At 29.1% G+C, this 25,835-nt stretch carries 21 protein-coding genes; 2 read left to right on the top strand and 19 right to left on the bottom strand.

Annotation, left to right across the window (positions count from 1 at the left end; all coding sequences use genetic code 11):
- Positions 1–63: 63 nt before the first annotated feature.
- The 16 genes from rpoB to aroK all read right to left on the bottom strand — a co-directional run bounded on the left by rpoB (position 64) and on the right by aroK (position 19,316).
- Positions 64–4,089, bottom strand: a complete 4,026-nt coding sequence (gene rpoB / locus VOI34_RS01000) for a DNA-directed RNA polymerase subunit beta (protein ID WP_331828600.1) — start codon at positions 4,087–4,089, stop codon at positions 64–66.
- Between the two features lie 273 nt (positions 4,090–4,362).
- Positions 4,363–4,734 carry a 50S ribosomal protein L7/L12 gene (gene rplL / locus VOI34_RS00995; protein ID WP_331828599.1) on the bottom strand — a complete coding sequence of 124 codons (372 nt, stop codon included), beginning with the start codon at positions 4,732–4,734 and terminating at the stop codon, positions 4,363–4,365.
- Positions 4,735–4,819: 85 nt separating this feature from the next.
- Positions 4,820–5,317: a 50S ribosomal protein L10 gene (gene rplJ, locus VOI34_RS00990; protein ID WP_331828598.1), complete on the bottom strand. Its 498-nt coding sequence runs from the start codon at positions 5,315–5,317 to the stop codon at positions 4,820–4,822.
- Positions 5,318–5,699: 382 nt separating this feature from the next.
- Entirely contained in the window at positions 5,700–6,401 is a 702-nt protein-coding gene (gene rplA, locus VOI34_RS00985) for a 50S ribosomal protein L1 (RefSeq protein ID WP_331828597.1), read from the bottom strand.
- Between the two features lie 5 nt (positions 6,402–6,406).
- On the bottom strand, positions 6,407–6,835 hold the full coding sequence (gene rplK / locus VOI34_RS00980; protein ID WP_331828596.1) for a 50S ribosomal protein L11: 429 nt from the start codon (positions 6,833–6,835) through the stop codon (positions 6,407–6,409).
- Positions 6,836–6,976: 141 nt separating this feature from the next.
- Positions 6,977–7,522, bottom strand: a complete 546-nt coding sequence (gene nusG, locus VOI34_RS00975; protein WP_331828595.1) for a transcription termination/antitermination protein NusG — start codon at positions 7,520–7,522, stop codon at positions 6,977–6,979.
- 1 nt (position 7,523) lies between these two features.
- A complete protein-coding gene (secE, locus tag VOI34_RS00970) occupies positions 7,524–7,901 on the bottom strand; it encodes a preprotein translocase subunit SecE (protein ID WP_331828594.1) in 378 nt (125 codons plus the stop codon).
- Between the two features lie 66 nt (positions 7,902–7,967).
- Complete coding sequence (gene tuf / locus VOI34_RS00965) at positions 7,968–9,152, bottom strand: elongation factor Tu (RefSeq protein ID WP_331828593.1); 1,185 nt, start codon at positions 9,150–9,152, stop codon at positions 7,968–7,970.
- A gap of 62 nt (positions 9,153–9,214) precedes the next feature.
- On the bottom strand, positions 9,215–11,329 hold the full coding sequence (gene fusA, locus VOI34_RS00960; protein ID WP_331828592.1) for an elongation factor G: 2,115 nt from the start codon (positions 11,327–11,329) through the stop codon (positions 9,215–9,217).
- 188 nt (positions 11,330–11,517) lie between these two features.
- Complete coding sequence (gene rpsG / locus VOI34_RS00955) at positions 11,518–11,988, bottom strand: 30S ribosomal protein S7 (protein ID WP_331828591.1); 471 nt, start codon at positions 11,986–11,988, stop codon at positions 11,518–11,520.
- A gap of 153 nt (positions 11,989–12,141) precedes the next feature.
- Complete coding sequence (gene rpsL, locus VOI34_RS00950) at positions 12,142–12,513, bottom strand: 30S ribosomal protein S12 (RefSeq protein WP_331828590.1); 372 nt, start codon at positions 12,511–12,513, stop codon at positions 12,142–12,144.
- Between the two features lie 2,023 nt (positions 12,514–14,536).
- Entirely contained in the window at positions 14,537–15,133 is a 597-nt protein-coding gene (locus VOI34_RS00945; RefSeq protein WP_331828589.1) for an anthranilate synthase component II, read from the bottom strand.
- Positions 15,134–15,324: 191 nt separating this feature from the next.
- Positions 15,325–16,326, bottom strand: coding sequence for a tryptophan--tRNA ligase (gene trpS, locus VOI34_RS00940; protein WP_331828710.1), 1,002 nt, complete (start codon positions 16,324–16,326; stop codon positions 15,325–15,327).
- Positions 16,327–16,571: 245 nt separating this feature from the next.
- On the bottom strand, positions 16,572–17,237 hold the full coding sequence (rpe, locus tag VOI34_RS00935; protein WP_331828588.1) for a ribulose-phosphate 3-epimerase: 666 nt from the start codon (positions 17,235–17,237) through the stop codon (positions 16,572–16,574).
- 372 nt (positions 17,238–17,609) lie between these two features.
- A complete protein-coding gene (aroB, locus tag VOI34_RS00930; protein WP_331828587.1) occupies positions 17,610–18,695 on the bottom strand; it encodes a 3-dehydroquinate synthase in 1,086 nt (361 codons plus the stop codon).
- A gap of 54 nt (positions 18,696–18,749) precedes the next feature.
- On the bottom strand, positions 18,750–19,316 hold the full coding sequence (gene aroK / locus VOI34_RS00925; protein WP_331828586.1) for a shikimate kinase AroK: 567 nt from the start codon (positions 19,314–19,316) through the stop codon (positions 18,750–18,752).
- 1,215 nt (positions 19,317–20,531) lie between these two features.
- Between aroK and VOI34_RS00920 the strand changes: the two genes are divergently transcribed.
- On the top strand, positions 20,532–21,125 hold the full coding sequence (locus VOI34_RS00920; protein ID WP_331828585.1) for an NfuA family Fe-S biogenesis protein: 594 nt from the start codon (positions 20,532–20,534) through the stop codon (positions 21,123–21,125).
- 186 nt (positions 21,126–21,311) lie between these two features.
- On the opposite strand, the gene asd is transcribed toward VOI34_RS00920, so the two are convergent.
- Positions 21,312–22,418 carry an aspartate-semialdehyde dehydrogenase gene (gene asd, locus VOI34_RS00915; RefSeq protein ID WP_331828584.1) on the bottom strand — a complete coding sequence of 369 codons (1,107 nt, stop codon included), beginning with the start codon at positions 22,416–22,418 and terminating at the stop codon, positions 21,312–21,314.
- Positions 22,419–22,631: 213 nt separating this feature from the next.
- Here asd and VOI34_RS00910 point away from each other — a divergent pair, with 213 nt between their 5' ends.
- Positions 22,632–23,225, top strand: a complete 594-nt coding sequence (locus VOI34_RS00910; protein WP_331828583.1) for a YhgN family NAAT transporter — start codon at positions 22,632–22,634, stop codon at positions 23,223–23,225.
- A 474-nt stretch (positions 23,226–23,699) separates the two neighbouring features.
- Here VOI34_RS00910 and yigL read toward each other — a convergent pair whose 3' ends face one another.
- Positions 23,700–24,527, bottom strand: a complete 828-nt coding sequence (yigL, locus tag VOI34_RS00905; RefSeq protein ID WP_331828582.1) for a sugar/pyridoxal phosphate phosphatase YigL — start codon at positions 24,525–24,527, stop codon at positions 23,700–23,702.
- A gap of 259 nt (positions 24,528–24,786) precedes the next feature.
- Positions 24,787–25,731: a magnesium/cobalt transporter CorA gene (gene corA / locus VOI34_RS00900; protein WP_331828581.1), complete on the bottom strand. Its 945-nt coding sequence runs from the start codon at positions 25,729–25,731 to the stop codon at positions 24,787–24,789.
- Positions 25,732–25,835: the final 104 nt, after the last annotated feature.

Here is a 25,835-nt window from a genome sequence, read left to right as displayed (position 1 = left end):
ATAAGTATTATGTGAATATATAATATAACATTAAATTTATTACACAGATTTTAAATTTAAATATTAATCTTCTAGTTCAATGTTAATTGCTAAAGAACGAATTTCTTTTAATAAAACGTTGAAAGATTCAGGCATGCCGGGGTCCATTATATGATTTCCATCAACAATATTTTTATACATTCTAGTACGTCCATTTACATCGTCTGATTTTACTGTTAGCATTTCTTGCAGAGTGTATGATGCGCCATAAGCTTCTAATGCCCATACTTCCATTTCACCGAAACGTTGACCCCCAAACTGAGCCTTTCCTCCTAATGGTTGTTGCGTGACTAAACTATAGGAACCGGTAGAACGTGCGTGCATTTTATCGTCTACTAAGTGATTTAATTTTAACATGTACATATAACCTACAGTAACTTTTCTTTCAAATACTTCCCCTGTACATCCATCAAATAATGTAATTTGACCGGAAGTTGGCAATCCGGATAATTGTAAAAGGTCTTTAATTTCCTTTTCTGTTGCTCCGTCAAATACTGGAGTAGCAATAGGTATTCCTTCTTTTAAATTCTTAGCTAATTGCAATATTTCTTCATCTGAAAATTTATTAAGATCAACGTGTTGCCGCGATCCTTCTCCTAAATCATACGCTTCTTGAATAAATTTTCTTAATTGACTTATTTCTTTGTATTTTTGTAACATGAAGTTTATTTTGTCTCCAATACCTTTCGCGGCCATACCAAGATGGGTTTCTAAAATTTGTCCAATATTCATGCGAGATGGTACTCCAAGAGGATTGAGCACGATATCTATTGGTATTCCATTCTGGTCATATGGCATATCTTCAATAGGGTTAATTTTTGAAATTACACCTTTATTTCCATGTCGTCCTGCCATTTTATCCCCAGGTTGTATTTGACGTTTTACAGCTAAATATACCTTAACTATTTTTAATATACCAGGAGCTAACTCGTCTCCTTGAGTAATTTTACGATGCTGAATTTCTGTTTTTTTTTCAAACATACGTTTCAAATTAAAATATTGCTTAGTTAATTGAGATAATTGATATTGTTTTTTTGTATCTGATAGTACCAAATTTAACCAAGAATTACGGTTAATTTTAATCAATTTTTCTTTTTCGATCCCGCTCGTAATTAATATATCATAAACTCGACTGAATAAAGCTGACTCAAAAATTTGGAATTCTTCATTTAAATCTTTTTTTACTTGTTTCAATTTAGCAGATTCAATCGTTAGTGAGCGGTTGTCCTTGTTAACACCATCTCTAGTAAATATTTGTACATCAATTACAGTACCGCATACTCCATTAGGAACTCGTAGGGATGAATCTTTTACATCGGAGGCTTTTTCACCAAAAATAGCACGAAGTAGTTTTTCTTCTGGTGTTAATTGAGTTTCTCCTTTAGGTGTAACTTTTCCAACAAGAATATCTCCTCCTATTACTTCCGCTCCGATGTAAATAATTCCAGATTCATCTAGTTTGGATAATGCCGTTTCTCCTACGTTTGGAATGTCAGCTGTTATTTCTTCAGGTCCTAATTTGGTATCACGAGATACACAAGTTAATTCTTGGATATGTATACTTGTAAATCTATCTTCTTGCACTACGCGTTCTGAAACTAACATTGAGTCTTCAAAATTGTATCCATTCCAAGGCATAAAGGCAATTCGCATATTTTGCCCTAAAGCTAATTCTCCTAAATCAGTAGATGGACCGTCTGCTATCACATCTCCACGTTCTACTGATTCTTCCAAAGATACACAAGGTCGTTGATTGATACAGGTATTTTGATTTGATCGAATATATTTTATTAAATGATAAATATCGATTCCTGATTCTTCATCATGTGTTTCATTTTCATTAACATGTATTACAATACGCGATGCATCTACATATTTAACGATACCACCACGTTTAGCTATTGCTGTGACACCGGAATCTATGGCTACTACACGTTCCATTCCAGTTCCCACTAACGGTTTTTCACTACACAGAACAGGAACAGCTTGACGTTGCATATTTGCTCCCATTAGAGCACGATTGGCATCATCGTGCTCTAAAAAAGGAATTAATGAGGCGGCGACTGATACTATTTGTTGCGTAGAGACATCCATGTAATCAACTTGATCTTTTTTAAAAAGACCAGATTCACCTTTATTTCTACAGGTTACTAAGTCGTTAACAAATTCTCCTATTGAGTTTAGGTTTGTATTTGCTTGAGCAATAACAAAATTACTTTCTTCAATTGCAGATAAATAGTAAATATCATCACTAACTATACCATTTTGAACTTTACGATATGGAGTTTCTAAAAATCCGTATTCATTAGCTCGAGCGTATACAGATAATGAGTTAATTAAACCTATATTTGGTCCTTCTGGAGTTTCTATTGGACAGACTCGACCATAATGTGTGGGATGGACATCTCGTACTTCAAATCCTGCACGTTCTCTAGTTAAACCTCCTGGTCCTAAGGCAGATATACGACGTTTATGAGTAATTTCTGATAATGGATTATTTTGATCCATAAATTGAGATAATTGACTGGAAGTAAAAAATTCTCTTACTGCAGCTGAAATTGGTTTAGCATTAATCAAATCTTGAGGGGTTAACGTATCTAAATCACCTAAAGATAATCGTTCTTTTACTGCACGTTCTACTCTAACTAATCCGATTCTAAATTGATTTTCTGCCATTTCGCCCACAGAGCGAATACGTCGATTCCCTAGATGATCAATATCATCTACATCTCCTTTACCATTTCTAATATCGATTAATTTTTTAATTACATCAACAATATCGTCCTTTTTTAATATTCCTAAATCTTCTATTTGTACTCGTTGCAATGAACGATTAAATTTCATTCTACCTACAGCAGACAAGTCATAACGTTCTTCTGAGAAAAATAAGTTTTCAAATAAATATTCAGCAGCCTCTTTAGTTGGTGGTTCTCCCGGACGCATTACACGATAAATTTCTATTAATGCATCAAATTTATTGGTGGTTGTATCAATACGCAAGGTTTCAGAAATATAATTACCGTAATCTAGATCATTGCTAAATAATGTTTCTATGGACTTATATCCTGATTGAATTAAGTTATGTAATATATCGGTAGATATTTCTGTATTAGCTGCAACAATCAGTGTATTTGTGTTTTTATCAATGTAATCTTTTATAACAACTTTACCAATTATATAATCTATGGGTATTTCAATTTTTGAAATATTGTCTTTTTTTAATTGATGAATATGTCTAGCTGCAATACGACGTCCTTTTTTTACGTATGTAATGTCATTAACAACAATGTCAAAAGATGCTGTTTCACCGCGTAATCTTTCAGGTATTAGATGCATATATAATGTATTATTTTGAATTTCATATATTACTTTATTAAAGAACATATTTAAAATTTGATCAGTGGTATAATTTAAAGCACGCAGTATCACTGTTACTGGTAACTTTCGTCGTCTATCAATTCGTACAAATAAATTATCTTTCAGATCAAACTCAAAATCTAACCAAGATCCTCGGTATGGGATAATACGTGCATTATATAATACTTTTCCGGATGAATGTGTTTTACCTTTGTCACTATCGAAAAATACGCCAGGGCTTCTATGTAACTGAGACACAATAACTCGTTCAATTCCATTAATAATAAAAGTACCGTTATTAGTCATAAGTGGAATTTCACCCATATATACTTCTTGTTCTTTGGTATTTTTTATTATGTTATTTAATCCATCACGTTCATAAATAATTAAACATAGACGTACACGTAATGGCGCAGAAAAAGTGATACCACGTGTTTGACATTCTTTTACGTCAAATGTAGGTTCTCCTAATCGATATTTAATGTATTTTAGCTCAGCATTACCATTATAGCTTTTAATAGGAAAAACAGATCTAAAAGCCGCTTCCAATCCACATTGTCTTTCTGGATCATGCCTAATAAATTTTTGAAAGGAATCAAGCTGAATAGAAAGAAGATATGGAATATCTAAAACTTGAGGACGTTTTCCAAAATCTTTACGAATACGTTTCTTTTCAGTATAGGAATACACCATAAAGTTCCTCGATTAGTTAATATGGATGATTTTTTCAAGAAATAAGTTGGCCACTATATAAATAATATATAGCAGGAAAAATTACCGTATATATTATTTTAGATGTAGATTCATATATATATAGTACTTGTGTGTTTTTATAGTTGAAATACATAAAATATTGAAATATCATAATTTTATGTTGTTTAAAATTAAATGTCGTTTTAATGTTAGTAACATAAGGTCCTATATAGTCATACTCAATAATAGATTATTATTGGTTTATTTTGTCTTTTATTTAATTTCAACAGTTGCACCTGCTGTTTCTAAAGTTTTTTTTAAGGTTTCAGCGTCATCTTTGTTTATTGATTCTTTCAAAATTATAGGTGCAGATTCCACTAATTCTTTTGCTTCTTTTAGCCCTAATCCAGTAATACTGCGTACAGTTTTAATTACGGGAATTTTGTTATTGCCAATAGCAGTTAAAAACACGTTAAATTCAGTTTGTTCCTTTATGACTGGTTCTGATACATTAGGTTGTTCAACAGTGGCTAACGAAGCAGCAGATACTCCAAACTTTTCTTCCATCATAGATGTTAATTTAACTATTTCCATAACAGACATATTGGAAATAGCATCTAAAATTTGTTCTTTTGTAAGAGACATAAAAATCTCCAAAAATATAAAATATTAAAGAGGATTACATAATCAAATGACTATTTGTTAAAATATTTATAATATTTTTATTAAATCACAATTTAGTTTTTTGATTAGATAATACGTATAAGACTCGTATTAGATTTTCTATACTACTTGTTTTCATAATTGTCATTAATCTGGAAATAGCTTCTTCATGATTGGGTAAATCAGATAATAAATTAATTTTTAATGCAGGAATAAATTTACCCTCAAAAGCAGCGCCTTTTATTTTAAAATGTTTATGATTTTTATTAAATTTTACGAAAATACGTGCAGAATCGCGAGGTTGACACATAGAAAATGCGATAATGTTTTGTCCTATTAAAATATCCTGCAAACATGACAAGGGCGTATGTTCTACTATTTTCCGCATTAACGTATTGCGAACAACATGTATGTATACTCCAAGATCACGCGCTTCTTTTCGCAACTTGGTTACTTCATTTACAGTAATACCATCTAAGGAAGCCACTACTGCTGATAAAGATTTTTTAGCTGTTTCGTGTATTTTACAAACAATTTCTTCTTTTTTTTGTAGGTTTAATACCATAAAACAACACCTTGATTAAATTTGATATGCATTTATTATTATGAACTAGAACGTTAACTCAAAATATATATATAAAGATATATATATGTTAAAGATTGTAGTACCAAAATCTTAAATGAAATATTTTTATAAGAAATTACCTTCTTTATAAGATGCAGTAAGAAAGCGTATTACTATAAATTCATCGTAATAATAACTACATTACATATACTATGTCGCAAGTTTAATATCCATCAATCAAACTATTTTAAATAAAATTATATAATTCGAATTAAACTAATATAATTAAAGCTGCAATTACAAACATACCAACCTAACAGAGTGTAGACTAATTTGAAAATTATGTAAAGAAGCTATTAATAAAAACACATTAATATCACAGCTAATGTGTAATAAATAGAGTATTTTGATCAATAGATATAGATCTACCCATAGTAGTAGAAAGGGTTATCTTTTTAATGTATGTTCCTTTAAATATCATTGGCTTAGCTTGCTTTAAAGATGCTATTAATGCTTCTAAATTTTCCTTGAGTTTTATGATATCAAAATTAATTTTACCAATGGTGGCATGAATAATGCCGTTTTTGTCATTTTTATAGCGTATCTGCCCTAATTTGATATTTTTAACTAATTCTTCTACATTATTGGATATAGTGCCCATTTTAAGATTTGGCATTAAACCTTTTGGCCCTAAAATGGGACCTAATTTACTTACTACATGCATTACATCAGGAGATGCAATAACTACATCTAGCCGGTGTTTTCCTGTTTTTATTTCATCAGATAAATCATGTAATCCAACTAAATCAGCCCCAGCATTTTTAGCTAATAAGATATTATCTCCTTGTGTAAAAACAGCAAGGCGAACATTACGACCGGTACCATGTGGCAAAATTACATTGCCGCGTACGTTTTGATCAGATTTACGTGCATCAATTCCTAAATTAATGGCAACATCAACACTTTCAACAAATTTAACTTTTGTAATTTTTTTTAATAATTGTAATCCATCTATTGTAGAATATTGTATAGATTTATCTGCATAATGTTGCATTATATGCATTCTTTTGCTTAATTTACCCATATTTATTAATCTTCCACCTTTAGCCCCATAGAATGAGCTGTGCCTATAATAGAACGTGCGATTGATTCTATATCAGAACCTGTCATATCAACAGCTTTAATTTTTGCAATTTCATAAATTTGAGTATATGACACTTTACCAACGTTTATTATATTTGGTTTTTCAGATCCAGATTGAATGTTTGCAGCTTTTTTTAATAATATTGAAGCGGGAGGAGATTTAGTAATAAATGAAAAAGATCGATCAGTATAAACAGTAATGATAACTGGGATCGGTAGTCCTGTTTCAAGTTTTTCTGTTTTTGCATTAAATGCTTTACAAAATTCCATAATATTAACGCCTTGTTGGCCTAAAGCAGGCCCAACAGGAGGGCTAGGATTAGCAGCTCCAGCAGAAATTTGTAGCCTAATATAGGCTTGTACTTTTTTAACCATATTAATTGTCCTAGTAATAAAATTAACAACATTTTCTTTTTTATTTATATTCGTTTATTATTTAAATATAAATACAAAGGAACAACTATTTTTATTATATATACTGAAATATATAAGTTTTTAATATATGATTTTATGCAATCAAGATTTTTCAACTTGAGAAAAATCCAATTCTACCGGAGTGGCTCGTCCAAAGATAGAAACTGATACTTTTAAACGATTTTTTTCATAATCTACTTCTTCTACTACAGCATTAAAATCAGAAAAAGGGCCATTGCTGACTCGGATAAGTTCTCCAGGTTCAAACAATGTTTTAGGACGAGGCTTATCTCCTATTTGCTGCAGTCGATGAATAATATCATTAACTTCTTTATCCCCAATGGGAGCAGGTTTATCGCATGTTCCTCCAACGAAGCCCATAACACGCGGAACACTTTTTACTAAATGCCAACTAGAATCATTCATTATCATTTGTACTAATACATAACCGGGAAAAAATTTACGTTCACTTTTTCTACGTTGTCCAGCTCGCATTTCTACTACTTCTTCTGTTGGAATCATGATTTCACCAAACATTGAATCCATATTGTGTAGTTTAATATACTCACGTAAAGAATGAGCTACACGATTTTCAAAACCAGAAAATGCTTGAATAACATACCAATGTTTTTTTAAAGTATCAGTCATATTATAACCTTAGACTAAATGATATCAGATAAACTAAAATAGTATCTAGCCCCCATAATAATAATGAAATCACTATAGTTACTCCTATTACAATTAAAGTAGTATTGAACCCGTCTCGGTAAGTAGGCCATACTACTTTTCGTAATTCAGTGCGTGAATCATTCCCAAATATAACTATTAGTTTGCCTATTTTAGTTGTTGAGGCAATGTATGTAACAGCGGTAATGATAACAAAAATTACTAAACCTCTTGTGAAGGCATTATAATCACGGTATAAGTAGTTCCCAATGATAGACGTTAATACTAATCCTATGATGCTAATCCATTTGGTCAGTTCTAATATATATATATTTTTTTTATTTTTATTTTCTATATGCATACCAGTACGTTACTATATTTTTTATTAATATAACCATATAACAATTGTATTTATCAAATTTCTCAATTAAGATATAATTTTAGACACAATGCCAGCTCCTATAGTACGGCCGCCTTCTCTAATAGCAAATCGAAGGCCGTCATTCATAGCTATTGGAGAAATTAAATTAACAATCATTTTGATGTTATCACCAGGCATTACCATATCTACTCCTTCTGGTAATTCAATGGTACCAGTAACATCTGTAGTACGAAAATAAAATTGAGGACGATAACCTTTAAAAAATGGCGTATGTCTTCCTCCTTCATCTTTATTAAGAATATATACTTCTGATTCAAAATGAGAATGAGGCTTGATATATCCAGGTTTAGATAATACCTGGCCACGTTCTACTTCATCTCGTTTAGTGCCACGTAACAAAATACCAACATTTTCTCCAGCACGTCCTTCGTCTAATAACTTTCTAAACATTTCTACTCCAGTACATGTAGTTTTTATTGTATTTTTTATACCGACAATCTCCATTTCTTCACCTACTTTTATAATGCCACGTTCAATACGACCTGTTACTACTGTGCCTCGGCCAGAAATAGAAAATACATCTTCAATAGGTAACAAGAATGGTTGGTCTACAGACCGTTTGGGCTCTGGAATATAATTGTCTAATACATCTGATAATTCTAAAATTTTATTAGCCCATATTTCTTCACCCTCTAATGCTTTTAAAGCAGATCCGCGAATAATTGGTGTATTATCTCCTGGGAAATCATATTGGGATAGTAACTCTCTCATTTCCATTTCGACTAATTCCAATAATTCTTCATCATTAACCATATCACATTTATTCATAAATACAATTATATGAGGAACCCCTACTTGCCTGGCTAATAAAATGTGCTCGCGGGTTTGTGGCATGGGCCCATCAGTGGCAGCTACTACTAATATTGCTCCGTCCATTTGTGCAGCTCCGGTAATCATATTTTTTACGTAATCAGCATGCCCGGGGCAGTCAACATGTGCGTAATGTCGATGTGCAGTATCATATTCAACATGAGAAGTATTTATAGTAATTCCTCGTGCTTTTTCTTCCGGAGCATTGTCAATTTGATCGAAAGCACGTGCACAGCCGCCATAATGTTTAGATAAAATAGTAGTTATAGCGGCAGTTAGAGTAGTTTTTCCGTGGTCTACATGACCAATGGTTCCTACATTAATATGTGGTTTTACGCGTTTAAATTTTTCTTTGGACACCTCAAACTCCTTAGATCTTTTATAGTTTTTCAAAGACGATTGAATCTAAATATTATTTATTATCACTTAGTTTGACGAGAATTTATAATAATTTGAGCTATATTGTTGGGTACTTCATTATATTTTAAAAATTCCATAGAATAACAAGCGCGTCCTTGAGTTTGTGAGCGTAAACTAGTAGCATAACCAAACATGTCTGACAAAGGAACTTGGGCGCAAATTATCTTCCCGCCAATTGTAGAGTTCTCTAAACCACTAATTATACCTCGGCGACGATTTAAATCTGCAATAACATCTCCCATATAATCTTCAGGTGTTTCAATTTCTACATGCATAATAGGTTCTAATAATACGGGATTGGCTTTCATAAATCCTTCTTTAAATGCTATAGATCCTGCTATTTTAAATGCTATTTCTGAAGAATCAACTTCGTGATAAGAACCATCAAAGATAGTTACACAAATATCTACAATTGGATATCCTGCAAGAATTCCATTGCTTATTTGTTCTTGTACACCTTTATCTACAGCAGGTATATATTCCTTAGGGATAGCACCTCCTACAATTTTGTTTAAAAATTTATAATTTTCTTCTTCTTTTGGATGAATAGGTTCGATACGTAACCAAACATGACCGAATTGACCTCTACCTCCTGATTGACGAATAAATTTACCTTCTTGTGTTACACTAGTACGAATGGTTTCTCGGTATGCAACTTGAGGTTTTCCTACGTTAGCTTCAACATTAAATTCTCTTTTCATACGTTCTACGAGAATTTCTAAATGCAATTCACCCATTCCGGCAATAATAGTTTGACCAGAGTCTTGATCGATCCATACACGAAACGATGGATCTTCTTGAGCTAGACGATTTAAAGCTAAACTCATTTTATCTTGATCTGCTTTAGTTTTAGCTTCGACCATTACAGAAATAACTGGCTCTGGAAATTCCATACGTTCAAGGATAATTGGTGAAGATGGGTCACATAAGGTATCTCCAGTATCAACATCTTTTAGACCAATAGCCGCAGCAATATCTCCTGCATGAACGGCCTTAATTTCTTCTCTTTTATTTGCATGCATTTGTACAATTCGGCCGAATCGTTCACGTTTTTCTTTTATAGGGTTTAAAATATTATCTCCGGAACGGACGATGCCTGAATATACTCTAAAAAAAGTTAAGTTTCCTACAAATGGATCAGTAGCTATTTTAAATGCTAAAGCTGAAAATGGTTCGTTATCATTAGCATGGCGTTTAATTTGAGTAGATCCGTCTTGTAATACACCTGTAATAGATGTTACATCACTTGGAGATGGTAAATATTCTACAACAGCATCTAACATTGCTTGAACTCCTTTATTTTTAAAAGCAGATCCACATGTTACTAGTATAATTTCATTGTTTAATACTCTTCGACGTAATGCTTGTTTAATTTCTTGTTCTGTTAATTGATGTTTGTTAGATAAATATTTATCCATTAACTCTTCAGATTCTTCAACAGCAGATTCTATTAAATGCTTATGCCATATATCTGATAGTTCTATTAAATTTTCAGGTATTTTGCTATACACAAAAGTTACGCCTTGATCAGCTTCATTCCAATGAATTGCTTTCATTTTAATTAAATCAATAACTCCAGTAAATTTATCTTCTGAACCTACAGCTAATTGAATAGGTACAGGATTTGCAAACAATCTAGTTTTTAATTGTTCTACAACTCGTAGATAATCTGCTCCTACTCGATCCATTTTATTTATAAATGCAATACGTGGCACTTTATATTTATTTGCTTGACGCCATACAGTTTCAGATTGAGGTTGCACTCCGCCCACGGCACAATAAATCATTACTGCGCCGTCAAGTATACGCATAGAGCGTTCTACTTCGATGGTAAAATCAACATGTCCTGGAGTATCTATTATATTAATACGGTGTGAGTCGAATTGATTGGCCATACCTGACCAAAAACATGTAGTAGCCGCAGAAGTAATTGTTATTCCTCGTTCTTGTTCTTGTTCCATCCAGTCCATAGTTGCAGAACCAGTATGTACTTCTCCAATTTTATGATTTACACCTGTATAAAACAAAATGCGTTCAGTTGTAGTAGTTTTTCCAGCATCAATATGCGCGCTTATTCCAATATTGCGATACCGTACAATCGGTGTTACACGAGTCATTAATATCCTCAATAATATATTTGTTATTATTTCAACAATAATGTCTATTATATGTTTGAAAAATACTGTTTCTAAGTGATCTTAAGTATATTTAAGATAAATAAGACTTAATAGTTGAATAATTGTTAAGAGTTTTTAAAAACTAAATGATATCATATTTTATGTATGTTGGTATGATTGAGATATAATTACCAACGATAATGAGCGAAAGCCTTATTAGATTCTGCGATACGATGTATTTCTTCACGTTTTTTAACAGCATGCCCTTTGCCCTCTATGGCATCTAAAAGTTCATTTGCTAAACGTAACTCCATAGATTGATCATTTCTTTTACGAGCAGCTTCAATAATCCATCGCATTGCTAGAGTATTTCTACGTATAAGACGCACTTCTACTGGTACTTGATAGGTAGAACCTCCAACACGTCTAGATTTTACTTCTACAATTGGACGTACATTATTTATAGCTGCTTCGAATGTTTCTAGAGAGTCTTTATTAGATCGTTTGAATAGAATATCTAACGCAGAATATACTATTGTTTCTGCAATAGATTTTTTTCCGTTCAACATTAATAGATTAATAAATTTTGCTAATAGGTCGGATCCAAATTTTGGATCTGGGAGAATATTTCGTTTTGTAACGACTCGACGGCGTGGCATGAATTATAATTCCTCTTTAATTCATTGATATTATATTTAAATATAAAATTAATTGTTATATTATAATTTCGGTTAACTAATTTTGCCTTATGTTTGAAATTTCACTTAAATCAAAAAATAAAAAAGAGAACCGTCATATCTTTTGGTATATTATTATTTTGGTTTTTTTGTTCCATATTTGGAACGACTTTGCTTACGGGAGTTAACTCCTGCGCAGTCAAGAGCGCCACGAATGACATGATATCGGACACCTGGTAGATCTTTGACACGCCCACCTCGAATTAAAATTGAAGCATGTTCCTGTAAATTATGACCTTCTCCTCCAATATAGGAAGTTACTTCTAATCCATTAGTTAAGCGAACACGACATACTTTCCGTAATGCAGAATTTGGTTTTTTTGGGGTAGTAGTGTATACGCGCATACATACTCCTCTCTTTTGTGGACAAGATTCTAATGCTGGCACATTACTTTTGAAAGTTTTTGCAGTTCGTGCGTTACGAACAAGTTGATTAACTGTTGTCATTGTCACAATCTCCGATATTTTTATGATTGAAATTATTTCAAATATATGCGACATAAATATTATTTAAACGCAAATAACAGTGCATGATATTTTTATTTCAAAGCTACTAAGTTAGATAAAATCATATCATATCTGCTATGATTATTCATTTAGTTCTATATCTAAATATAGAATCATTTAAATATGAAAATATATAACAACACATTTATTTTTCAGTTTAATTGTTGAGAAATTAATGTATAATAATTTTCATTGTTTGTAATAAGTGGAAGAGAAAATGTTAGTATCAATAATAAATAACAAAGTTATTTATTCTACGGTTTAGTAACGGTGTTATATTGTTATTATAGCATTATTCTATTTTTTAACTAATTATCTCTTTTCCTAAGAGAAGAGAGATTGAACTGTTTTATGATTTTTATTTGTAATGCCATTGTGGTTGTTATATAGACACATGTGCAATTCAAAGCGCACTACATATTAGAATAAACAACACCTTCTTGATGCTAGCAGATAATTCCGGTAAGAGCAAGAGAAACAATGGAAATAAACAAAATAAATTTAATAAATAACGATTTCATAATTTTTTACCTTTTTGAAGACAGTTTTTATTTTAATACGATGGCAGTATATTGCATAATTATTAATTTTTAGTATATTTAATTTATTAAAAAATAAATCTTAGTTTATATATAAATTTTATTTGTTTAAATATATTATGTAGTGTTTTAATGTTAAGGTTGTTTTGAACATTTTATATAAGTGAAATTTTATCAAAAAGTTTGATAAGTCATAATAGTAAAAAATAAGATATTTAAAAAACTAAATATTGATTATTTTAATATAAATAGACAAGATTTAAGTAACGTAGTTTAAATTACATTTAATAATTTTATACCTAAATTTTTAAATGAATATTAAAAAGTTATTGACTTCTGTGTTCCTGTACAAAATATCAATTACTGAAAATTTGCTTTTTAATTTATTTAAAAATATTCTATCATTTTTTTTATACAATTTTATATCTACTGTCATTAGACTTTAATAATATTTTTATCAGAATATTATGTATTGTATGTATACATTTTATTTTATTGACATTGGTAATTGATATACTTTTGCTGTTGTTTGATGCTTATGATATTTTAACAATATAAACATTACATGTAATACTTGTAGTTAATATACTGTGTATATAGATTATAATTATCAGTTTTGCATTAATAAAATTTAATATTGAAGATTAGCGTAGTGCAACAGTATTTAGGTAGATTTGGTATAATTTGCATAAATTATATATGGTATAAAATAATTTAAAATAAAATATTATGTCGTGTGTCATGTAAATATAGTATATAAGAATAGTTTTGTTTTTAATTTGTAATCAGAATATATATTCATTTAATTAAAAGTTGTTTTTATCTTTTTATTGTCATGAATGATTAATAAAATAGTAAGATTTCAAAATTTATTACTATATTCTATATGTTATATTGTTGACATAATAATATATGTATTGCTGTATATTTTATATAATATCAAAATCATTACTGTGTTACATATGTAACATTTAATGTGTATACGCGTTATTAACTAGAGCAGATATAAATTTACATATAAATTTTTGAATAAACTGATTATAAAACAAATATTTTATTTTTTATATATTATAATAATAAATGTAAAGATATACTTATTATTTTATAATATATTTTATGTTTATTCTTATATAAGAAGAGTAAAGAAAAATTTTTATGGTTGTAATAATTAAATTTTTGAAAAACTATAAAATTTATTAAAAATTTTTGATATATAATTACGTATAAAATTATATGCTAATTTTTAGTGATTGATAATTAATTGTTTTATATAGATTGCATAAGAAATAAAATAATTACCTAATTATATATATATATAATGTATGATGTTATATTAAATGTTAGTGTAACAATTTATATTTATTTGAAAAAATAAATATAATCATTTTCAGTTTTAGTTTTTAATAAATTTACTTAATTTTCATTTAATACTTCATGAAGTTGGCTAGAATACGATGTCCTTGTTCACTTAGTATACTTTCTGGATGAAACTGCACGCCTTCTATAGCTAATTTACGATGACGTATTCCCATGATTTCACTATATTGATCATGATTGGTGTTGTGTGTGCTATTACTCCATGCGGTTATTTCTAAGCAACTTGGGATAGTATTTGAATCTATCACTAAGGAATGATACCGTACTACATTTAAAGGTTGTTTTACTTCAGTAAAAATCCCGCTTTCATTATGATGAATTAAAGAGATTTTACCGTGCATTATTTTTTGTGCATATTTTAATTTAGCTCCGAAAAATTGGGCTATAGCTTGGTGACCAAGGCATACGCCAAGAATAGGCAATCTATTATGAAAATAATAGATTGCCTCTAAAGAAATACCGGCATCATCTGGGGTGCCAGGTCCAGGAGAAATCACTAAACGTTCGGGAGAGAGCTGTTCAATATCCATGATACTTAAGGTATCATGTCTTCTAACTTCTACTATGCCCCCCATTTCTTGAAAGTATTGATAAAGGTTCCAAGTGAAGGAATCATAGTTATCAATAATAAGAATTTTATTCATTATAAATTTATCATGACATTTAATTTGCAATTAATTCTAAAACAATAATTTTTAATTATGTTTATATGTTATAACTAATGTGGTATTAATCATATTATGTGTGTTTAATTATAAATCTGAATAAAAACTTTTTTATTATTAAATATTAAAAACAATAATTCTAACAAGTAGAAGAATTAATTGTTCAGTAATTAATATTGAATAAACCCCATTGCTTTGTGTACTTTTTTTAAGATAATGTTTGCTTGTTTTTGAGCTTTTTTTGCTCCCATGTATAGTATATAACGTAATTTATCTTCATTAGTACGTTCAGCGTAATAACGATTTTGTAGTTTTATCAATATTGATGATATTGATTGAATAATTTCATTTTTCAAATAAAAATATGTTTTCTTTTTAAAAAATTCTTCTAGATACTTTACTGGTTGTTCATTTATTCCAGAAAGAATTTCTAGTAAATTGGAAATTCCAGGTTTGTTAATGGGATCATATTTAATTACCGGAGGGTTATCAGTATCAGTAACAGCGCGTTTAATTTTTTTTGATACTGTATTAATATCGTCTAAAAGAGTAATAATATTATTAGAGTTATAATCTGATTTAGACATTTTTTTATTTGGCTCTAATAAAGACATGATACGAGAACCATATGTAGGAATAAATATTTCTGGAATCACAAAGATTGAGCCATATTTATAATTGAAACGTTTAGCGATATTACGTGTTAATTCTAAATGTTGTTTTTGATCTGATCCTACTGGAACTAAATTAGTTTGATATAATAAGATATCTGATGCCATTAGTACTGGATAGTTAAATAAACCGATATTAATATTTTCTTTTTGTTGTGCTAATTTTTCTTTAAATTGATTCATACGATTTAGTTCTCCAAAGTATGTATAACAATTCAATAACCAGTTTAATTGACTATGTTCTGGAACATGGGACTGAATGAATATAGTACTATTATTTGGATCAATACCACACGCTAAATATAAAGCTAGTGTATCTAATGATGCCTTATGTAACTGATGTAAATTATTACAGTTTGTAGCTGAATGTAAATCTACTATGCAAAATATGCATTGATAATTATGTTGCATTTTGACCCATTGACGTATCGCACCGATATAGTTTCCAATAGTAAGTTGACCTGATGGTTGAGCCCCACTAAACACAATTGGTTTATTTATATGACTATTTTCCATAGTTTTTAAAATGAAATAAAAAATATATATATTGTATTAAGATTTATATGGTCAATATTATATATTGATGTAAGTTTATAATCATATGAAAAGTATGACTTTAAAATAAGATTGTTTTATTAGTATCATAGTATCAAATAATGTTAACTTTTAAATAGAGCAACTATTTAATAAATACAATATTTATTTTATTTTTTGTTTAATAAAATAATATAATTAATTTTTTATTATTAATTTGATAAAATAGAGCGAACGCTATGTATGGTTTCGTAGTAATTTGGAGATCCAAAGATAGCTGATCCCATAATGAATGTGTTTGCGCCAGCTTCTAAAATTGAACGTATGTTTTTTACATTAATTCCCCCATCTACTGCTAAATCGATATTATGATTAGTATTGTCTATTAATTTGCGTGTTTGGCTTATTTTGTTTAAAGTCTCAGGAATAAATGATTGTCCACTAAATCCAGGGTTTACTGACATTAATATGATCATATCAATTTTATGCATCACATATTCTAAACAATTGAGGGTAGTGCTAGGGTTAAAAACTAATCCTGCTTTGCACCCATGTTCTTTAATTAATTGTAATGATCGGTCCATATGTTTTGTTGATTCTGGATGAAAACTGATATATGTTGCTCCAACAGAAGCAAAATCTGATATTAATCCATCTATTGGTTTTGCCATTAGGTGGACGTCAATAGGGATATTAATTCCATAACTACGTAATGATTGTAATACCATAGATCCTATGCTTAAATTAGGAACATAGTGATTATCCATAACATCAAAATGTAATAAATCTGCACCAGCGGATATGACATTAGTTACATCTTCTCCTAATCTAGCAAAATTGGCTGATAAAATCGATGGAGCTATTAAGAAGCGTTTCATTAAAATTTCCAATTAAAGATTGTAATGCTACAAATATCAATTAATTTAAATAAAGAAATTTGTATATTTATTAATTTTATTTTAAATAAACTAAATAATAATCTACTTCTGATTGAAGTGGTATTACTATTTTTATACCAACGGTTTCTTTATATATATTTATATACTATGTAAATAAAAATTAAAATTTTGTTTTAAGTAGGGTTGGATATGTCATCTAAAATTTACAATGTTAGATTGATTGAGTTGTAGTGTTAACATCGGATTTATATTATAACTCATATTTACAATAGTCGGAAATAGTTCGATAAAACAGTAAAACATATGGCTTTTATTTATTTATCATATGTTTTACTGTTTTTAAGTATAGTTTCAGCTATAAGTATCTTCGATAGATAGAGATACTAATTCATGTTTTACATTAAAAATAGTTTTTACGCGTCCGATAGAGACAGGTAAAATTAAATTAAGTTGTCCTGATGTTGATTTTTTATCACGTGTCATATATTTTAGATAATTTTTTGGTGTCATTTCTTTTGGGCCGTGTATAGGCAGCCCAGCGCGCATTAATAACTGTTTTATACGTGCTGCGGCGCTGTAACTAAGTTGTTTTAGACGTATAGCAGTATTTGTCGCTATCATGATGCCTGCAGCTACAGCTTCACCATGAGACCATTGTGTATAATTTAAATATGATTCGATGGCATGACCATAAGTATGCCCAAGATTAAGTGAGCTTCTAATACCTTGATCGTATTCATCAATTGAAACTATGGATGCTTTTAATTCACAACAACGACGAATACAATATATCAGAGATGGTACATTTAAAATTAATAAATCGTCTAGATTAGATTCCAACCAATTAAAAAAATCAGAATCAAGAGCAACGGCATACTTAATGATTTCAGCTAATCCAGAAGAGAACTCTTTTACAGTTAATGTGTTTAAGACATCTAAATTAATAATAACAGCATTAGGTTGGTGAAAGGCCCCAATCATATTTTTTCCAAGCATATGGTTGACGCCAGTTTTCCCACCAATAGATGCGTCTACTTGCGCAAGCAATGTTGTTGGGACCTGAATAAAACGTATCCCGCGTTGATATGTAGCAGCTGCAAATCCAGTTATATCTCCAATAACACCGCCACCAAGTGCGATAAGTATCGTGTTACGATCATAATTTTGTGTTAATAATTTAGTGAATATTTTATTCAATGTTATTAAAGTTTTATTTTGCTCTCCATCCGGTAAAATTAATTGATCAGTGATGATTCCTGCATGAGTGAGTAAATTACATAATATCTTTAAGTAAATTGGTGCTACTCGATCATTGGTGATGAGCACTACTTTGTCGCCAGCATGTAGTGACCAAAAAGATGAAAAACAGTTAAATAACTTGTCTGAGATGATAATTGGATAGCTTCGTTTATGTAATTTTATGATAATTTTTTCCATAATAAAATTATGATAACTTTTAATAGTAAATAACTAATATACAATTTTTTGGCGCTATATAACACTCTGGTTACGAAAAATAATAATCTTATTAACGACGATTCTAATGTTTTGTTCGTCAGTGGATATTCTTATGTCTGCAATTTCTTCGTATAGCGGGTTCCGTTCTTTAGCTAAAATTTCTAATAATTCGCGAGTATTTCCTGATATTGATGATGATCTTAGTAATGGGCGTCCTTTATCATGTTGTGTTCGAATTAATTGTTTTTCAATAGTTGTTGTTAAATATACTACTAATCCACGAGTAGAAAGATTATTGCGTGTCATGTTAGATTTAATAGAGCCACCTCCAGTAGCTAATATAATTCCCTTTTTTTTGGTTAGTTCATTGATAATTTTTTCTTCACGATCACGGAATCTAACTTCTCCTTCCACATCAAAAACCCAACTAATATTCGCACCAGTACGAGTTTCGATTTCTTGATCAGAATCAAAGAATTCCATATTTAATTTATTTGCTAATTGACGACCAATGGTGCTTTTTCCAGCTCCCATAGGTCCAATCAAAAAAATATTATGTTTTTTTGATACATTGTTATTGTATGAAAATAACTTCTTCATCATATATATTTTATCGCTTTGTATGAAGATCTAACTGATCTAGAAGTACACAATATAAAATGCGAAGTACTTTATTACTGTGTTTTTATAAATATACGTTTGATATATGATAATGTACTGATCATAATAATATTATTAATTGTTCAATATAATAACATGCTATCATTGTAATACAAATCTTTATTAGGATACAATGCAGAAACTTATTTATTATTATAGTTTATGATGAAAATTAATGATAAATATGTGGATGTATATCAAATATATGTGCACATATATTTGAGTTTAGTTGTATGTCGACAGCGCAATACATATCGAAAAAATAAATGTTATTTTTATTTAGTTTTTGTAAATATATGTATAACATTATGTTAATTTCTTATAAAGATGACTTTTATTTAAATTAGTAATTGTTATATGTAATATGTTGAAAATATAACAGATCACGTTATGTTTTATGGAGATAAGTAATGTACTTAAAATATCGTGTATATGTTTTCCCTATTTTATAACTAATATTATATCAATAATTACAATTATTGATATAATACCCTATTTGATTTCATAAAAATATGAAATAATTGTTTATTATTAGCCTATATTTTGTTATAAATATGGGTTATGACTGTATGTATTTATTTGGAATTAATTGAGTTTTTCTAGAAAAAAATTTATAACATGCGGTGTTTGTATAGTGTTTTATATTAGTAAAAATTGTTGTTTATAGCCAAATAATAGAGATTACAGATTTTGTATTAATAAGCTTAATAATTTATAAATATTTTAATTATTATTATTCGTGTTTTAGATTAATTAGTTATTGGATAATAAAAATATAATTATACCTTATTTTGTGTTGTCTATTTTGATAGATGGCAAATTTTTTAAATATTAGATATATAAATATATGTTTGATTAGTTAAAATTTATATAGATTTATTCTCTTGAGATTATGCGATGTTTGGAGTAACTTTATTGGAACAATTTAAAAAATTTATTTATATAGTTTAAAATTTTTAATTGTATTAAATATATAGAATGTATCAATCATATGTTATGATATATTAATATCATTTCGTTATCAATGGTATAAGATAACAATATATATTGAAAATATATGTAAATATATATAAACTTGATTCAAGTGATTTGATATAAAAATAATAATTTTAGTATTGTCTGTACTTATTTAATAATTTCGGTGTATATCATAAAATGATTAATGTTACTGCTGGCGCACAAGAACATTTTATTAAGATTTTAGCAAACAAAAAACCAGGTACTCAGATACGAGTATTTGTAGTTGATTCAGGCACTGTTCATGCAGAATGTGCTATTTGTTTTTGTTCACCAGAAGAATTTAAATCTAGTGATATTATCATTGAATTTGAATTTTTTTCTATACGTGTAGACCGGTCGCATATTTCTTTTCTTAAAGATGCACGAATTGATATTATAGTTGATGAATTAGGCCATCAGCTTACTATTAAGGCCCCTAACGTTACTAAAAAATATAATAATATAGAAGAAAGTATTAACAGTGATGATTCATTGGAGGATAAAGTAAGACATGTATTACAATTTCGAATTAATCCACAATTAGAAATGCATGGCGGCAGCGTATCTTTAGTACACATTACTAAAGATCTATTGGCTGTTATTAAATTTTATGGAGGATGCAATGGATGTGCGATGGCGAGCTATACTATAAAAGAAGGAATAGAAACTACTCTAAAAAATCTATTTCCAGAATTAAAAGGAGTGCTAGATATTACCCAACATCAACATGACATACATTCTTATTATTAAACATAAACATTTTATCATTTAATTTAAAAAAGATTTAACTACGGTAGTTGTGATGCTGATTGTATCATCCTAATCTATTTAGGATTTTAATATTTGTGGTATGTTGTTTTTTAGATTCATCTTTGACATCGTGTCTGTTTTAGTTTTAATTATAGAATAAATAAGTACGATTTTTAAAATAAAATTTTATAGTAATTGACGTAACATCCTTCTTAATGGTTCGGCTGCTCCCCAAAGCAATTGATCACCTACGCTAAAAGCTGAAATATGTTTGTTGCTTGAATGTAGTTTGCGTAATCGACCGATTGGTATTTTGAGCGTTCCGGATACCATTATAGGAGTTAAATTTTCTAGTGACTGTTTCATATTATTTGGAATAACTTCTACCCATTCATTATGGGACTGAATTAGTTCTTCTATTTCTGTAAGGCACATATCTTTTTTAAGTTTTAAGACAAATGATTGACTATGACAACGTAATGATCCAACGCGTACACATAAACTATCCACTGTTATACTTTCAGAAGTATTGAGAATTTTATTAGTTTCTGCTTGACCTTTCCATTCTTCTTGAGTTTGACCGGAGCACATATAATTACCAATCCATGGAATAACGTTGCCTACTAAAGGAACTTTAAAGCAATCTACTAACAAGGCATCAGTTTTGCTAAATTTAGTAATTGTATGTTCGATATCTAGAATTGTAGTTGTAGAAGATGTTAACAAATCAGTTACTGTATTATACACTTGACCCATTTGTATTAATAGTTCACGTATGGCGCGTGCTCCGTATCCAGAAGCGGCTTGATAAGTAGATGCGAAAATCCATTCAATTAAATTTTGAGAAAATAATCCACCTAAAGACATTAACATTAAACTTACAGTACAATTTCCGCCTATAAATGTTTTAATGCCATTATTTATGCTTTGCTCTATGAATCCTTGGTTGATAGGATCTAAGATAATAATTGCATCGTCATTCATTCTTAAAGACGAAGCGCTATCAATCCAATATCCTGCCCATCCAGTTTTTCTTAATTTTGGATAAATAATATTACTATATGCGCTACCTTGACATGTAATGATAATATCTAAGGAGTTAAGAAGCTCTATATTGTAAGCATCTTGTAGAAATAGTTCCTGTTTTCCTTGAATGCTTGGAGCATGTTGTCCTATTTGGGACGTAGAAAGGAACGTTGAATGAAAATAGTCGAAATCACATTCCTCTTGCATACGATTCATTAATACTGAACCTACCATTCCTCTCCAACCAACAAACCCAATATTTTTCATCGTTAGTCTCTCAATTATTATTAAGTGTTGTCATCAAAATATATGTCTTACAAGTATTGTAAGATATTAAACATTTATTAAAAATATACTGTATATTATAAAAAATTATTTATTGTATAGCGTGCAGCACGTGTACGACATGACAATATTTGTAATTTACTTTATAAAAAGCATGATGTATATAAAATATAAATAACTGTTAGGAAAATAATAATGAATGAAATGATATCAGCCACAGTTTTGTTATTTTTAATAATGGATCCTATTGGAAATTTACCAATTTTTATGTCGATATTAAAAGGTTTAGAACCAAAACGGCGTCAAATTATAATAATTCGAGAAATGGTGATTGCTTTATTATTAATGTTAGGATTTTTATTTGTTGGAGAACATATTTTAATTTTTCTTAATTTGCATACAGAAACGGTTTCAATCTCTGGCGGTATTGTTTTATTTTTAATTGCTATAAAAATGATATTTCCTTCAGAAGAAGGAAATAGTACTGGTGTTTCAGAGGGAGAGGAACCCTTTTTAGTTCCGCTTGCTATTCCTTTGGTTGCGGGCCCTTCGGTTTTAGCAACGTTATTATTATTGTCCCACCAATATCCTCAACAAATTGATTTGTTAATTTTGTCATTGATTATTGCCTGGGGGTTATCTATGTTAATTTTAATGTTATCTAATATATTTTCTCGTTTATTAGGAAACAAAGGCATCAGTGCTCTGGAGAGATTAATGGGCTTATTATTAGTAATGATTTCTACTCAAATGTTACTTGATGGAATACATAGTTATCTATGTACATGATCGTTAAAATTAACGTATTGTGTACTATATATAAGCAGATTACAATGTTTTTTATTTTAGCATTGGTTTAAGTTTTTATAGATTATTTCAAATTGAAAATAAACACTTTTAGAAGTTAATCAAGGTAAAGTTTTATAAATTTAATTTTGTTACGTTTATAAAATATTTATTTTTTATATTGTATATAATAAGTTATTTTCATTGGGGTAAAGTACATAAAATGACCAACCATTATTTGTATAAACATATTATACAAATAATGGTTGGTCATTTTATGTAAATATTTTATTAATTGATTAGATCATAATTATAATTTTAATTTAAGATATTATTTTTTAACGAAAGAATATCATGATTATTTATTAATATGGATATAAGATAGTTTGTATTTAATATAAACTTAAGAAAACTAGTATTGTCTAATATAACGGGTATAAATCTGTAGTTTTCATTAAAATATTGATTAAAAAATAACTATTTTATTAAAGCTATATTAGGTATCTTGTTGAGATAAATACGTTTTAAATAATGGGGAACTGCATCATCTTTATTACTTCCAATAATTTCTAGTAATGGAAGCGTGTCTTTTAGGCGTTGTTGTGCATTACTCATTATACATCCTTTTCCTGTCATTGATAACATTTCTTGGTCATTCATACCATCGCCAAATGAGATGCAATCTTTAAGTTGATATCCTAGTGATTTAACTACTTGTGCTAAAGCATGGCCTTTAGAAACACCGCCTGGCATTACTTCAAGGCATGTCGGAAGTGAAAAACTAATATTAACATGATGATTCCATCGTGCGTTTAATTCTTTTTCTAAAGATAACAACCGTTGGTAATTATTACTAGTAAAATATATTTTACAAATCTTATCTAAAGATAACGTGTTTTTTTGGTAAACATAATAATTAGATTCGTATCCGTTAGTAAAATAATTTTGATTTGATATTGATCGATTGATTAACCACTGATCGTTGTGGAAAACATTAGTAATGATTTCAGAATCATAATGTGCTACACCTAGCAGGTCAGATACAATTGTTGTCTCTAAATTATAGGAGGCAATTAATTTTCCATCATCATTATGTATTCTAGCTCCATTAGAAGTAATCATATAGGAATTAATTTTTAAATTATCACGGATTTCTATGACATTTGTGTGATGTCTGCCGGTAGCAAAAATAAAATGAATTTTATGATCGGTTAATAGTTTCAAAATCTTTTTAGCGAAAGGTGTTAATCGGTGATTTGGTGTTAGCAGGGTGCCGTCTAAATCAGACGCAACGATGCGAAACATTTATACCTCGCTTTATTTTTTATTAAAATTTGTAGTAATAATAATGATTATACACCAATAATTATAATATGATATGAATAAAAATTCGATATACTATAGATATGGTTTTAAATATTGATTTATTATATGTATATTTAAATGATATTATTTTTTAACAAAATGTTATTTTGTAAAAATATACTTTAAAAATATTTAAATTTATTGGATTAGTATTTGTTTATAAAATACTATTAATAGTATTACTGTAGTTGTTAACTATTTATAACCAATTTTTATATCTAAAATAGATATACGGAGCTAGTCCTGCTAAAATCATCAAGATAATGGCGCTAGGGTAACCAAATGACCACTGCAATTCTGGCATAAATTCAAAATTCATTCCATAGCTAGATGCTATTAAAGTTGGAGGCAAAAAAACTACTGAAAAAATTTTTATGATTCTATTTTGCTCGATATTAATAAATCCCATTGCTGATTGGGTTAAAGAACTGATCTGATGAAATACATATTCGTTGTGGGGTAATAATAATGCAATATCGCTCAGAATTTCATTGGCATATTGTTGTTGTGATATGGGTAGTTTTACTTTACGTATTAAAAATTTTATTGCTCTTTCAGAATCTAATAAATTAACACGAATTTTCCAGCCTATGTTTTCTAATGCAGCTAAATCAGCAAGAGCATGATCATACTCATCAATTTGTTGCCCATTCATAATAACAAAACTTAATGTTTCTAAAGTGGAGTAGATATGTTCTATTTTATTTGCTAGATCTTCAATTTTTACTTCAAATAAATTTAGTAATAATTCATAGGCATTTCCATCTATTAGCAAATGATTATGCAAGTATTGTTGATAAGTATAAAATGCTGGAAATTCTTCTTTGCGTGAAGTGAATAAACATCCATTATATATGGTAAAGGATACAATAGAGTTATTTATTTGTTCCTTTTCATTATATGAAAAGAAAAAAGAACGGATATGCAGCCCATTTTTGTCTTTAAAAAAACGTATAGTTTTGTTGATATCTTTTAGTTTAAAAAAATTTATTTTTTGATTAAGCAATATATTTTGTATATAATCGTATTCATCATTATTTGGATTTATTACATCCACCCAAATAATATTGTTTAAAAATGATATTTTTTCCTTTTCATTAACACGGAGTAAATGATTATTTTTTAATTGAAATATGTTAAACATATATCATTTTTCCTTAACGGATGAAAAACAAGAATACATTAGATCATAATAATTAAAATTAGATAATAAATAGTTATTCTTCTCTATATAATTTTTTGTAATGA

The organism is Candidatus Blochmannia sp. SNP (assembly GCF_036549215.1).
Classification (GTDB): Bacteria; Pseudomonadota; Gammaproteobacteria; order Enterobacterales; family Enterobacteriaceae; genus Blochmanniella.
Note: the sequence above shows the minus strand (reverse complement) of the source record. Positions and strands in the feature narration are given on the sequence as shown.